We start from the raw sequence: 12,978 nt of genomic DNA, 5'->3' as shown, positions 1-12,978 counted from the left end.
CATGACCTCTGCCTTGCTGAACACCAATGCCGGGGCGGTCGCCCCGGAAACGTCTTTCGCGCCGCCGGTGCGCACCAAGACCGTCGGCATCCTGGCGGGCATGGGGCCCGCGGCCGGCGTGGACTTCGCGCGGCTCTTCGTGCAAGCGTCCGAGCAGTGGCTGCGCGCGCACGGCCAGCCGGTGCGCGACCAGTCCTTTCCCGAACACTGGATCGCGCAGGTGCCGGTGGTGGACCGCACGCAGGCGCTGCGCGACCCCTGGGCGCCGCAGCCGCTCGAAGGCCTGGCCACCGCGCTGCAGCGCCTGGCCACGCTGGGCGCCAACGCCGCGGCCATGTCCTGCAACACCGCCCATGCCTGGCATGCGGCCTTGCAGGAACGCGTGCCGGCCCTGGAGCTGCTGCACATCGCGACCGAAACCGCCGCCGAGCTGCGGCGCCGGGGCATCGGCCGCGCAGCCCTGCTGGCCACGCAGGGCACCTATGCGATGGGGCTCTACGATGATGCGCTCGCCTCCCGCGGCATCGAATGCGTGCTGCCATCGGCCCAGGCGCGCGAGTGGCTGATGGAGGGCATCTACGACGGCGTGAAGGCCGGCGACCTGCCGCTCGCGCGCCGCCGCTTCGCCGACGTGGGGCTGCAGCTGAGGGCCGAGCACGGCGACCTGCCGCTCGTCATGGCCTGCACCGAAATCCCGCTGGCGATGCCGGACGCGCCCGAGGCCGAGGGCTGGACGCTGATCGACCCCTCCGAGATCCTGGCCACGGCGCTGGCCCGCCGCGCCTACGGCGACGCTGCCTGAGGCCCCAGGCCGGTGCGGCCGGCCTGTGTCACTGCCAAGCCAGGCCAGGCCGGGGCAAACACCCGCTGCGCTCGCGGGGCGCGGGCGCCGGCCACAATACGCGCATGTCCGATGTGCACTCCGATGAACTGCTCGCGCAGGTGGCCTCCTTGCCGCCGCTGCCGGGCGTGTACCGCTATTTCGACGCCCAGGGCGGCCTGCTCTACGTGGGCAAGGCCCGCAACCTGAAAAAGCGCGTCTCCAGCTATTTCACCAAGACCCATGGCGGCACGCGCATCGGCCACATGGTGGGCAAGATCGTGCGGCTGGAGACCACCGTGGTGCGCTCCGAGGCCGAAGCGCTGCTGCTGGAAAACAACCTCATCAAGTCGCTCAACCCGCGCTACAACATCCTGTTCCGCGACGACAAGAGCTACCCCTACCTGAAGATCACCGGCGTGGCAGCGCGCGACGGCAGCGGCGAGCAGCCGGGGCAGCTCTTTCCGCGCATGGCGTACTACCGGGGCGCGGTGGACAAGCGGCACCGCTATTTCGGTCCCTATCCCGGAGCCTGGGCCGTCAAGGAAACCATCCTGCTGCTGCAGAAGGTGTTCCGCCTGCGCACCTGCGAAGACACGGTGTTCGCCAACCGCACCCGGCCGTGCCTGCTCTACCAGATCAAGCGCTGCTCCGGCCCCTGCGTGGACCTGATCTCGCCCGAGGCCTACGCCAGCGACGTGCAGCATGCCGAGGCGATGCTGCGCGGCGAGACGCAGGAACTGCTGCAGGCGATGGAGGCGCGCATGCTGGAGCATTCGGGGCGGCTCGAATTCGAGCAGGCGGCCGATGTGCGCAACCAGATCACCGCGCTCTCGCGCGTGCTGCACCAGCAGTCCATCGAAACCACCTCCGACAAGGACGTGGACATCCTGGCCGTGAAGGTGCAGGGCGGCCGCGCCTGCGTGAACCTGGCCATGGTGCGCGGCGGCCGGCATCTGGGCGACCGCGCCTACTTCCCCGTGCATGTGGAAGACGCCGCGGCCATCTTCCAGGCCGAAGACGCGGCCGAGGCCCCTGTGGCCGCCGAGGCTCCTGAAGCCGCGGCAGGGGAGGGCGCGCCTGCTGCCGCTCCGCCGGCCCCGGCACGCCCCATCGAGGCCCAGGTGCTGGAAGCCTTCATCGCCCAGCACTACATCGCCGTGCCCGTGCCGCCCGTGCTGGTCACCAGCGAAGCCGTGGACCGCAGCCTGCTGGCGGCGCTCTCGGAGCAGGTCGGTGCGCGCATTTCCGCCGTCCACCAGCCGCGTGAGCAGCGCCGGGTCTGGCTGGAGATGGCGCAGAAGAACGCCGACATCCAGCTCGCGCGCCTGCTGGCGGAAGAGGGCTCGCAGCAGGCCCGCACCCGCGCGCTGGCCGAGGCGCTGGACCTGGAAGTGGAAGACCTGGCGACGCTCACCATCGAGTGCTTCGACATCTCGCACACGGCGGGCGAATCGACCCAGGCCTCGTGCGTGGTCTTCCATCACCACAAGATGCAGAGCAGCGAATACCGCCGCTACAAGATCGAAGGCATCACCGGCGGCGACGACTACGCCGCCATGCGCCAGGTGCTCACGCGGCGCTACAGCAAGGTGGCCGAAGCGCAGCGCGAGGCCGGCGGCGCCGAGCCCGCCGCAGGCCAAGCCCGGCTGCCCGATCTGGTGCTGATCGACGGCGGCAAGGGCCAGGTCAGCATGGCGCGCGAGGTGTTCACCGAGCTGGGGCTCGACCTGACCCGCATCGTCGGCGTGGAAAAGGGCGAGGGCCGCAAGGTCGGGCTGGAAGAACTGGTCTTCGCCGACGGCCGCGAGAAGGTCTATCTGGGGCGCGACTCCGCCGCTCTGATGCTGGTGGCGCAGATCCGCGACGAGGCCCACCGCTTCGCCATCACCGGCATGCGCGCCGCACGCGCCAAGGTGCGCGTGGGCGGCGGCCAGCTGGAGGAGATCAACGGCGTCGGCCCCAAGAAGCGGGCCCGGCTGCTGCAGCGCTTCGGTGGCGTGCGCGGCGTGGCAGCGGCCAGCGTGGAGGACCTGGCGACGGTGGACGGCATCTCGCGCGAGCTGGCCGAAGAGATATACCGCGCCCTGCGCTGACCGCCGCTGCGGCGGCCCGGCGCGTGACACAATCGCGCCCATGTTCCTGACCATCCCCACCATCATGACCTGGACGCGCATCGTCGCGATACCTTTGATCGTGGGGGTGTTCTACGCGCCGCTCGAGCCGGCCACGCGCAACCTCATCGCCACCGTCATGTTCGTGGTGTTCGCCGCCACCGACTGGCTCGACGGCTACCTGGCGCGCAAGCTCAACCAGACCTCGTCCTTCGGCGCCTTCCTCGATCCGGTGGCCGACAAGTTCTTGGTCTGCGCATCGCTGCTGGTGCTGGTGCATCTGCAGCGCGCCGACGTGTTCGTCGCCCTCATCATCATCGGCCGCGAGATCGCCATTTCCGCGCTGCGCGAATGGATGGCCCAGATCGGCGCCAGCAAGAGCGTGGCGGTGCACATGCTGGGCAAGGTCAAGACTACGGTGCAGATGGTGGCCATCCCCTTCCTGCTCTACGACGGCCGGCTCTTCGGCGTGGTCGATACCGGCCTCTGGGGCACGGGCCTCATCTGGGCGGCTGCCGTCCTCACCGTGTGGTCGATGGTGTACTACCTCCAGAAGGCGCTGCCCGAGATCCGCGCCCGCGTGAAGCGTTGAGAATGCGTTGACGATCCCCGGCGAAGAGCGTTGCAAGCGCGCAGCGGTGCTGCCTGTAACGGGGTGCAAATGCGACTAGAATCGCGTCCCACGCCACAGCTCTGCGCCTGTCTTCGTATTGACACCCGCAAACCCGATGGCTCTAATCTCAGCAGCCTGATTGCTGCTGCTGCCTTCACCTTCACCCGCCGTCATTTCCACCCGCCCAGGGGCGCGGGCGAAGGCCAGATTTTGCAAAAGACATTTACTCCACTCTTTTCCCGAGAGGCTTCTTGTGAATAAAACCGAATTGATTGAGCACATTGCAACCAACGCCGACATCTCCAAGGCGGCCGCAGCGCGCGCCCTGGAGTCCACGATCGAGGCGGTCAAGAAGACCCTGAAGAAGGGTGGCACGGTGTCGCTCGTCGGTTTCGGCACGTTCGCGGTCGGAAAAAGGGCCGCTCGTACCGGCCGCAATCCCCGCACCGGCGATACCATTAAGATCAAGGCTGCTAAAGTTCCAAAGTTCCGTCCAGGCAAGGCATTGAAAGATGCCCTGAACTGATGGGTAAGTTCAGGTGGGGTGCTTAGCTCAGTCGGTAGAGCGGCGCCCTTACAAGGCGTAGGTCGGCGGTTCGACCCCGTCAGCACCCACCACCATCCCTTAAAGGCGAACGAAAGTTCGCCTTTTCTTTTGCCGCATTGAAAGATCGATCATGTTCGAATCCATCCGCAAGCACTCCAAGATCGTGATGATCCTGCTGTTCTTGCTGATCATTCCGTCTTTTGTGCTCGTCGGCATCGACCACAACTACTTTTCCGAGAAAAGCCCCGTGGTCGCCAGCGTCGATGGCCACGACATCACTCAGGCCGAGTGGGACAACGCGCATCGCGCCGAGACCGACCGCATCCGTGCCCAGTCGCCTCAGATCGATGGCAAGCTGCTCGACACGCCCGCCGCGCGCTATGCCACGCTGGAGCGCATGGTGCGCGACCGCGTGCTGCAGGCCGCGGCCAAGAAGATGCATCTGGGCGTGAGCGATGCGCGTCTGGCGCAGGAGCTGCAAAGCATCCCCGCCATCGCCAGCCTGAAGCGCCCCGACGGCTCGCTGGATGCCGAGGCCTACCGCGCACTCGTCGGCGCCCAGGGCATGACGCCCGAGGGCTTCGAGAACCGCGTGCGCAACGACATCGCCGTCAACCAGGTCATGGGCTCGGTGATCTCGTCTTCGTTCAGCGGCAATGCCGAATCCAAGCTCGCCCTCGACGCGCTCTACCAGCGACGTGAGGTGCAGATCGCGCGCTTCACGCCCGCAGCGTTCGCGGCCAAGATCACGCCGACCGACAGCGAGCTCCAGGCCTACTACCAGGCGCACACCGCTCGCTTCCAGCAGCCCGAACAGGCCAGCGTCGAATACGTGGTGCTCGACCTCGACGCCGTTCGCGCCGGCATCACGCTGAGCGACAGCGACCTGCGCAGCTACTACCAGGAAAACCTGGCGCGCCTCGCCGGCAAGGAAGAGCGCCGCGCCAGCCACATCCTGATCAACGCACCCAAGGACGCGCCTGCGGCCGAGCGTGAAAAGGCCAAGGCCCGTGCCGAGGCGCTGCTGGCCGAGGTCCGCAAGAACCCGGCTTCGTTCGCCGCCATCGCCAAGAAGGAATCGCAAGACCCCGGCTCCGCCCCGTCCGGCGGCGACCTGGGCTTCTTCGGCCGCGGCGCCATGGTCAAGCCTTTCGAAGATGCGGTCTTCGCGATGAAGAAGGGCGACATCAGCGACGTGGTGACCAGCGATTTCGGCTACCACATCATCCAGCTGACCGACATCAAGGCACCGCGCCAGCCGAGCTTCGAGGAAATGCGCGCCTCGCTGGAGAACGAGGTCAAGCAGCAGCAGGCGCAGCGCAAGTTCGCCGAAGTCGCCGAGACCTTCGCCAACAGCGTGTACGAACAGCCCGACAGCCTCAAGCCCGTGGCCGACAAGCTCAAGCTGAAGATCCAGACCGCCACCGACGTGTCGCGCCTGCCCAAGCCCGGCGCCACCGGCCCGCTGGCGAACAGCCGCTTCCTCGAAGCCCTGTTCCAGCCGGATTCGCTGCAGAACAAGCGCAACACCGAAGCCGTCGAGATCGCGCCCAACACCATGGCCGCAGGCCGTATCACGGCCTACACGCCCGCACAGACCTTGCCCTTCGACAAGGTGCGCGATCAGGTGCGCGACATGTTCATCGCCGACAAGTCTGCCGAAATGGCGCGCAAGGAAGGCGAGACCCAGCTGGCCGCCTGGAAGGCCGCCCCTGCGACCGCCACCGGCCTGGGCGCGCCCATCACGATCGCCCGCGATCAGATGCAGGGCCAACCCCGCGCCCTGGTCGCCGCCGCGCTGCAGGCGCCGGCAGACCAGCTCCCGGCCTGGACGGGCGTGGACCTGGGCGCACAAGGCTATGCGATCGTGAAGATCGATCGCGTGATCGAGCGCACCGCCCCCGATGCCGCCACCACCCGGCAGCAACACCAGCAGTACCAGCAAGCCTGGGGCTCGGCGGAAGCACTGGCCTACTATGACCTGCTGAAGCAGCGCTTCAACGTCCGCATCAAGGCGCCGAAGCCGGCTGCGGAATGATTTCGGAAAGAATCGGATCAGCCCGAATTTTCGGGCTATAATTCAATTCTTCGGTGGCTGTAGCTCAGTTGGTAGAGTCCAGGATTGTGATTCCTGTCGTCGTGGGTTCGAGTCCCATCAGCCACCCCAGATAAATAAAGCCGCTACAGCTCTCAAAGTTGTAGCGGCTTTTCTGTTTGGTGCCCGCGGTTGGCATTCGTGCGGGAGGTACTCGCTCTGTGAGCGGCGCAACGACTCGCGCAAGTCGCTGAGGCCGAACCGCTTCGCCCACCCACCCACAAGCCTGCAGCAGCGCGCGCTGCTGGATAGCTCAGCGGATAGGCGCCAGCGCCAAAGGCGTTGCGCTGCCCGCCACGGAGTCCAGAGCCGTGGGCGCCTCGAGCAGTGCCTCATACAACGCGACGTACTGCTGAGCCGCATGATCCCACCCGAAATCCTGCTGCATGCCGCGCCGCTGCAGCGCCTGCCACGCCTGGGGTTGCCCCCATAGCTCCATCACCGCGTTCAGGGCGGCATCGAAGGCGGCCTGCGTTGCCTGGGGCATGACGAAGCCGGTTCCGGTGGTGGGCGATGCGGTGACGTCCGTGACGGTGTCCGCCAGTCCGCCCGTGGCGGTGACGACGGGCGGGGTGCCGTAGGCCTGGCTGTACATCTGGTTCAGGCCACAGGGCTCGAAGCGGGATGGCATCAGGAAGCAGTCCGCTCCGGCTTCGATCTGGTGTGCGAGCGCTTCGTCGAAGCCCAGCGTGACATGCACCTGCTGCGGGTAGGCCTGGGCCAGTTGCAGCAGCGATGCCTCCAGCTCCTGATCGCCCTTGCCCAGCACGACCAGCTGGGCGCCCTGGGCCAGCAGGCGCGGTGCGCCGGCCACCACCAGATCGACGCCCTTTTGCTGCGTGAGCCGCCCCACCAGGCCCAGCAGCGGCCGGTCGGTTTCCGCAAGGCCCGCACGTTGGCGCAGGGCCGAGCGGTTGCGGGTCTTGGCGGCGATGTCATCGGCGCTGTAGTTTGTCGCGATCAGCGGGTCGCTGCGCGGGTTCCATACCGAGGTGTCGATGCCGTTGAGCAGGCCGTGCAGGTGCTCGGCGCGGCTGCGCAGCACGCCGTCGAGGCCGAAGCCCAGTGCGGGCTGCTGGATCTCCTGGGCATAGGTGGGGCTGACGGTGGTCAGTGCGTCGGCCAGCTGCAGGCCGGCCTTGAGCATGGAGAGCTGGCCCCAGAACTCGGCCCCGCCCATGCCGCGGTAGGCCTCGGGCACGTCCAGCAGGTCGGCGGCGGACATGGGGAAGACGCCCTGGAAGGCCAGGTTGTGGATGGTCATCACGCTGCGGGCGGTGGGCGCGTGGCCGGCCTGCCGTGCGTGGTGCAGGTAGAGCGGCGCGAGCCCGCAGGGCCAGTCGTTGGCGTGCACGATGTCGGCCTGCCAGTCGAGCGGGCTGCGGTCGGTGGCCAGCGTCGCCGCCACATGCGAGAGCAGCCCGAACGGCAGCGCCGCGTGCGGTGCGGCGTCCGCGCCGGTGGGTCCGTAGGGCGAGCGCACGCTGGCGAAGGCCCATGGGCAAGAGAGCAAGAGGAAGCGGCCGCCGTCCGCCTGTTCGACCTGCAGCAGCTGCGCATCAGGCCAGCGCGCCGTCTGCGGCACCTGGATGACGCGCTGGACCGCACCGTCGATCGGCATGCCGCCGTAGGCGGGCATCAGCGTGAGGACGTCGTGGCCCAGCGCGCGCAGGGCGCGGGGCAGGGCGGCGGCGACGTCGCCCAGTCCGCCGGTCTTGACGAAGGGGGCGCACTCGGGGGTGACGAACAGGATTTTCATGCGTCGCTTTGTACCGGAATCAGCACGGCAAATGGCAGCCAAGGCAGCCGTGCCGTGCCGTCATTGCAACTTCCCAGCAGGGACGAAAGCGGCCAGGGTCGGTCCGTGCCGAAGGTTTCGCCGGTCAGCCAGTTGAGCCAGCGGCCCGGCTTCGCGAGCGCCGGATGGGCCTGGGCAATGTCGAGCGTTGCGCCGGCGACGGAGCCTGTGCCTTCTGCCGGTGGCTGCTGCGCCATCAACCGCGAGCTGACGACCACGCAGGCCTCGCCCTCGCGGATGCGGGCGAAGGCCAGGGCGCGGGCATCCGCGGCCTCGTCGCCGCCATCGATGGACAGAGGCAGGTAGGTCGAGTCGCGGAAGAGCGCCGGGAATCTCTGGCGCAGTTGCAGCAGGCGCCAGCTGACGAGCTGCTTGGCGGCATCGGGCATCTGCGCCCCGTCGCCCAGCACCTGCCGCCATTCGGCCGGCGTGGGGAAGCGGCCCTGGGCATACATCGACTGCACGGAGGCCAGCGAATCGGCGAGCGGCCCGAACTGCACCGGGCGGCGGTTGTCCGGGTCCACCAGCGAGAAGTTCCATACCTCGCAGCCCTGGTAGATGTCGGGCACGCCCGGCACGGTGAGCTTGAGCGCCAGCTGGCACAGGCTGTTGCGAAAGCCTTGCGGCGCCACGCGCTGCACGAAGTCTTCCAGCGTGCTGACGAAGCGCTCCGAAGACAGCGTCTTCTCGATGTATTGCGTCACCGCGCCTTCGTAGGCTTCGTTGGGGAAAAGCCAGTTGGTGGCGAGCTTGGCCTCGCGCATGGCCTTGACCATGTATTGCTGCAGGCGCTCGACCAGCGACTTGCGCTGCTCGGCCGTGGTGCGCTGCACCGGCCAGATGCCGACCATGGCCTGGCACAGGCTCCAGAGGTCATGCCGGCTGGGCGCGTCGATGCCATCCACCGTGTTGCCGAAGCGCTGGCCCAGCGCTTCCAGATCGTGCACCAGAGCCTTCCAGGCATGCGGCATTTCCGAGAGCACGTTGAGCCGGGCGCGCACGTCCTCCGATCGCTTGCTGTCGTGGGTGGAGGTGCCCAGCATGCTGTGCGGCAGGTAGCGCGCGCGCTGCTGGTTGGCCTGGTGGAACGCGGCCACCGAGAGACCGAAGCGGCGCGGCTCGGCGCCCACGTCGTTGAGCGACACCAGCCGGGTGTAGCGGTAGAAGAGCGTGTCTTCGATGGACTTGGCCATCACCGGAGCGGTGAACTGCTGCCAGCGGCGGATGAACTTCGCGCGCAGCTCGGGCCCGGCGCCTTCCTCGCCCAGCAGGATGGACTGCAGATAGGCCAGCACCCCGCCTTCGGAAGTGCCGATGCGGCGGCGCGCAGCGGCGATCGCCCAGGCGATGTGGCGGCGGTCCGCCTCGCTGGCCGGGCCCTTGCCGGGCACGATGTAGGTGCGATAGACGGGAAAGAATGCGGCCACCTCCACCAGCGCCAGCCGCAGCTGGTTGCGCGTGAAGTCGCACACGGCCCGGTCGGCGCGCGTGATGCGGCTGAGCGTATCGACCAGCCAGTTCAGGTCGCAGGCCAGCGCGCTCTGGATGATGAGCCGCTTGCATTCGTAGCCCGCTTCGTCGAAGGCCTGCGTGTCGCCGGTGAATTCCGCGTAGTGCGCGTCGAAGTCCGCCTGCGCTTCGGCCGCGATGAAGAGGCCCGTGACCAGGGTGCTGAAGCGATAGCCCGTGCCGCCATGCACGCGCCAGTCGGCGGGCAGCGGCTCGTGGTCGGCCATGATCTTCTCCACCAGCACGTAGAGCGCGCGCGGCTGGGCGACGCCTGCGGCCTGCTGCAGCGCCAGGTGGCGGCGCTGCAGCCGCTCGAAGTATTCGGCCGGGTCGGCCAGCCCGTCGGGGTGGTCGATGCGCAGGCCGGTGAGCTTGCCCTCGGCGGCCCAGCGCAGCGGCAGGGCATGCACTGCCTCGAACACCTCCGGGTCTTCCATGCGGATCGCCGCGAGCGAATTCACGTCGAAGAAGCGGCGGTAGTTGATGTCGTCGCCGGCCACGCGCCAGTCCGCCAGCCGGTAGGCCTGAGCGCCCAGCACGCGGTCGAGCACGTCGAAGCTCGCGGGCTCGCCCACCGTGCCGTTGATGCGGCCCAGGCAGGTGCCGATCCAGCCGGCCACCCAGCCATTCGCTACGGCCAGGCGTGCCAGCCTTTGCTGCAGCAGCGGTGCATCGCGCAGCCGGGCGGCGCGTTGGCCGGCATCGGGCGTGTCCTGCGGCGGCAGGGCGGCAAAGGCGTCGATCAGCGATTGCAGCTCGGCCACGGCGGAGGCTGCGATCTCCGGCCCCGGCACGGGCAGCGGAATCTGCCCCAGCAGGGCGCCATAGCAGCGCGGGTCCAGCGGAATGCCGCGCTCCCAGTACGCCAGATGCAGCTTGCCGGCCGCCTCCTCGAAGCGCACCTGCAGCTCGCCGGCTTCCAGCACCCGGCCGTAGTGGTCGCCCAGCACGGGCAGCAGCACCCGGTGGCCGGTCTGGGGCGTGGGCGGGTTCCATTCGATGTCGAACCGGGTGGCATGGGGCGATGCCTGGCCGTGCTCCAGCACGTCCTGCCACCAGCGGTTGGCGGCGTCGTCGATGCCCATGTGGTTGGGCACCGTGTCCAGCACGTGGCCCATGCCGCGTTCGGACAGGGCGGCGCACAGGGCCGTGTGATCGGCCTCGGTGCCGATCTCGGCATTCAGGCGGGACGGGTCCACCACGTCGTAGCCGTGCGTGCTGCCGCGCGCAGCCTGCAGGTAGGGCGAGGTGTAGAGGTGGCTGATGCCCAGCGCCTGCAGGTAGGGGACGATGGCGGTGGCGTCCTGGAACGTGAAGCCCGCATGCATCTGCACGCGGTAGGTGGCGAGCGGCACGTCGGCCGTTTCCAGGGGCGGCAGCTCAGGCTGGGCGGCGAGGGCTGGGCGCGCGCGCTGCGCGCGCACGGCCGTGGTGATGGCCACGAAGAACGGGTCGGCCGCCAGCTGTTCCAGCGGCGTGCCCATGCGGCGGCGCCAGTTGGGGTGCACGTCTTCCATCGTTCCGGGAACGTTGGGCTGGTGCAGCTGCCCGGTCAGGTCTTCGAGCTGCACGCCGACGAGTTGGCAGGGCGTCGTGGCGAGCAGCGCGTGCACGGCGGCGGCCAGTGCGGGCGTCATGGTCGGCGCCGAATGGGGATCGAGCGTCAATCCCTCGGGCAGCAGGCCGGCCGAGTCCAGCGCGGCCAGCAGCTGCGTGCGGCCTTGCGCGCGTGCGACCAGGGCCTGCACATGCGCATCGCCTTCGTTCAGCCAGCCCAGGCGGTGCTGGATGGCGATGTCGTCCGCGGCCCAGAAGCCCGTCAGCGTGGGCAGGTCGTGCGTGGTGACCACAGCCAGGGCTTGGCGGTGCCATTGCTCCGGCGGGCGGAATGCGCCGTCTGCCAAGCGCTCGAAGATCAGGGGGCGGTACGAGAGCACGTCGTGCTGCGCCATGGCGTCGCGCATGGCGGGCGCCACGTTGCCCAGGTCTTCGCCGATGACCATGCAGCGCAGACGGTGGCTCTCCACCCGCAGGACGGCGAGCTGCGCCTGCAGCGGGTAGTGCACATAGGTGCCGCCGTGCGCGCCTTGCCAGTACAGGCGCATGAGGCCCATGACGTGGTCCAGCCGCAGCGCGCCGCAGTGGCGCATGGCCGTGCCGATCAGGCGCCGCAGTGGCAGCAGCTCCGCATCCAGCAGCGCCACGGGGTTGACCGGGGGCAGGCCCCAGTCCTGGCCTTGCAGGCTCAGCGGATCGGGCGGGGCGCCCACGTTCATGCCGCGCGCATAGAGGCCGGGGTTCATCCAGGTCTCGGAGCCGCCGTCGCTGGAACCCACGGCCAGATCGCAGTAGAGGCCCATGGGCATGAGCGCACGGGCGCGGCCCGATGCCTGCGCCAGCTGTTCGTGGGCGATCCACTGCAGCCACATGCGATGGGCGACGGCGTCTGCATGTTCGGCCTGGAAGGCGTGGGCGCCCGCGCCGGCCGGGTCCTTCAAGGCTTCGGGCCAGGCGGGCCAGCCCCAGATGGCGGCGTCCTGCGCGCGCAGGTGCAGCTGGATCGCCTCGTAGAGCGCGTGCAGGCCCAGGGTACTGACGTGCTGGCGCGCGAAGGCCTCGAACGCGCGGCCGCGCTCCGTGCCCTGGCGCAGCTCCTGCGCCGAGAAGTGGGCCCAGAGCTGGGCGAGCGCAGCTTCCTTCAGTGCCGCCACCTCCTCGTAGCGCACCGTGTCGCTGGCCTGCACCTCGGCCAGCCGCTGCTGGAAGCCGGCGCTCTGGATCAGGTCCTGCGCGGGCTGGCACTGCGCCAGCTCGGGGACAGCCATCACGTCGATATGGAGCAGATTGAGCGCCAGCCGGCTGCTGGGCGCGTAGGGACTGGCCTGGTGCGTCGCATCAGGCCGCAGCGCGTGCAGGGGGCTGAGGCCGATGAAGGCTGCGCCCTGGGCGGCGGCGATGCCGGCGAGCGCCGCGAGGTCGGTGAAGTCGCCGATGCCCCAGCTGGTGGCCGAGCGCAGCGAATACATCTGCGCGGTCACGCCCCACCAGCGCTCGCCCGAGCGCAGCGCCTGCGCCATCCAGCACTGCGCGGGCGCCACGATCACCAGCCGGTGCGGCTCGCCACCGGCGTGCAGGCGGTAGTAGCCGGCGGGCAGGTCTGCAGGCAGCTGCGCCTCGTGGCCGTAGCCTTGGGCGATGGGGTGGGTGGTGTTGTCCTCGTCCGCGTGCAGGGACCAGGCGCAGTCGGCTGGAAAGCCCACTGTGGCGGCGTTGCCTTGATCGACCACGACGGGCTCGGGGTGGCGCGGCTGGGTGTGTTCGCCCATGGCCGTCAGGGCCTGGTCGAGCACGCTGTCATCGACCTGAACGTGATGGCCCCAGAAGTCGGCGTATTCGGTGGCGATGCCGGCTTGCGCCGCGCGTTGGGCCAGATCGGCGGTGGAGAGATGCATGGGGGCGGTCTGGGAGCGGCGTCGTTGCCG

7 protein-coding genes and 2 tRNA genes are annotated in these 12,978 nt (G+C 68.9%); 7 read left to right on the top strand and 2 right to left on the bottom strand.

Going from position 1 to position 12,978, the window contains the following annotated elements:
• Position 1 precedes the first annotated feature (1 nt).
• The 7 genes from BM070_RS00630 to BM070_RS00600 all read left to right on the top strand — a co-directional run bounded on the left by BM070_RS00630 (position 2) and on the right by BM070_RS00600 (position 6,261).
• Positions 2–802, top strand: a complete 801-nt coding sequence (locus tag BM070_RS00630) for an aspartate/glutamate racemase family protein (RefSeq protein ID WP_092936577.1) — start codon at positions 2–4, stop codon at positions 800–802.
• Between the two features lie 104 nt (positions 803–906).
• Positions 907–2,916, top strand: coding sequence for an excinuclease ABC subunit UvrC (gene uvrC, locus BM070_RS00625; protein WP_092936575.1), 2,010 nt, complete (start codon positions 907–909; stop codon positions 2,914–2,916).
• Positions 2,917–2,956: 40 nt separating this feature from the next.
• A complete protein-coding gene (gene pgsA / locus BM070_RS00620; RefSeq protein ID WP_092936573.1) occupies positions 2,957–3,526 on the top strand; it encodes a CDP-diacylglycerol--glycerol-3-phosphate 3-phosphatidyltransferase in 570 nt (189 codons plus the stop codon).
• 274 nt (positions 3,527–3,800) lie between these two features.
• A complete protein-coding gene (locus tag BM070_RS00615; protein WP_056164954.1) occupies positions 3,801–4,073 on the top strand; it encodes an HU family DNA-binding protein in 273 nt (90 codons plus the stop codon).
• Positions 4,074–4,089: 16 nt separating this feature from the next.
• A tRNA-Val gene (locus tag BM070_RS00610) sits at positions 4,090–4,165 on the top strand.
• A 59-nt stretch (positions 4,166–4,224) separates the two neighbouring features.
• Positions 4,225–6,132 carry a SurA N-terminal domain-containing protein gene (locus tag BM070_RS00605; protein ID WP_092936571.1) on the top strand — a complete coding sequence of 636 codons (1,908 nt, stop codon included), beginning with the start codon at positions 4,225–4,227 and terminating at the stop codon, positions 6,130–6,132.
• Positions 6,133–6,185: 53 nt separating this feature from the next.
• Positions 6,186–6,261 (top strand) — tRNA-His (locus BM070_RS00600).
• Positions 6,262–6,442: 181 nt separating this feature from the next.
• On the opposite strand, the gene glgA is transcribed toward BM070_RS00600, so the two are convergent.
• Positions 6,443–7,948 carry a glycogen synthase GlgA gene (glgA, locus tag BM070_RS00595; protein ID WP_092936569.1) on the bottom strand — a complete coding sequence of 502 codons (1,506 nt, stop codon included), beginning with the start codon at positions 7,946–7,948 and terminating at the stop codon, positions 6,443–6,445.
• Positions 7,945–12,948, bottom strand: coding sequence for a malto-oligosyltrehalose synthase (treY, locus tag BM070_RS00590; protein ID WP_092936567.1), 5,004 nt, complete (start codon positions 12,946–12,948; stop codon positions 7,945–7,947). The genes glgA and treY overlap by 4 nt, the downstream gene beginning before the upstream one ends.
• Positions 12,949–12,978 lie beyond the last annotated feature (30 nt).

Origin of the sequence: Paracidovorax wautersii (assembly GCF_900113035.1) — a bacterium.
Taxonomy (GTDB): Bacteria; Pseudomonadota; Gammaproteobacteria; order Burkholderiales; family Burkholderiaceae_C; genus Paracidovorax; species Paracidovorax wautersii.
This window is presented reverse-complemented; position numbering and strand designations above follow the sequence as displayed.

What these genes read in the sequence shown, in the direction of transcription:
- BM070_RS00605 (WP_092936571.1), top strand. Translation starts at nt 4,225, where the DNA reads ATGTTCGAATCCATCCGCAAGCACTCCAAGATCGTGATGATCCTGCTG.
- treY (WP_092936567.1), bottom strand. Translation starts at nt 12,948, where the DNA reads ATGCATCTCTCCACCGCCGATCTGGCCCAACGCGCGGCGCAAGCCGGC.
- uvrC (WP_092936575.1), top strand. Translation starts at nt 907, where the DNA reads ATGTCCGATGTGCACTCCGATGAACTGCTCGCGCAGGTGGCCTCCTTG.
- BM070_RS00630 (WP_092936577.1), top strand. Translation starts at nt 2, where the DNA reads ATGACCTCTGCCTTGCTGAACACCAATGCCGGGGCGGTCGCCCCGGAA.
- pgsA (WP_092936573.1), top strand. Translation starts at nt 2,957, where the DNA reads ATGTTCCTGACCATCCCCACCATCATGACCTGGACGCGCATCGTCGCG.
- glgA (WP_092936569.1), bottom strand. Translation starts at nt 7,948, where the DNA reads ATGAAAATCCTGTTCGTCACCCCCGAGTGCGCCCCCTTCGTCAAGACC.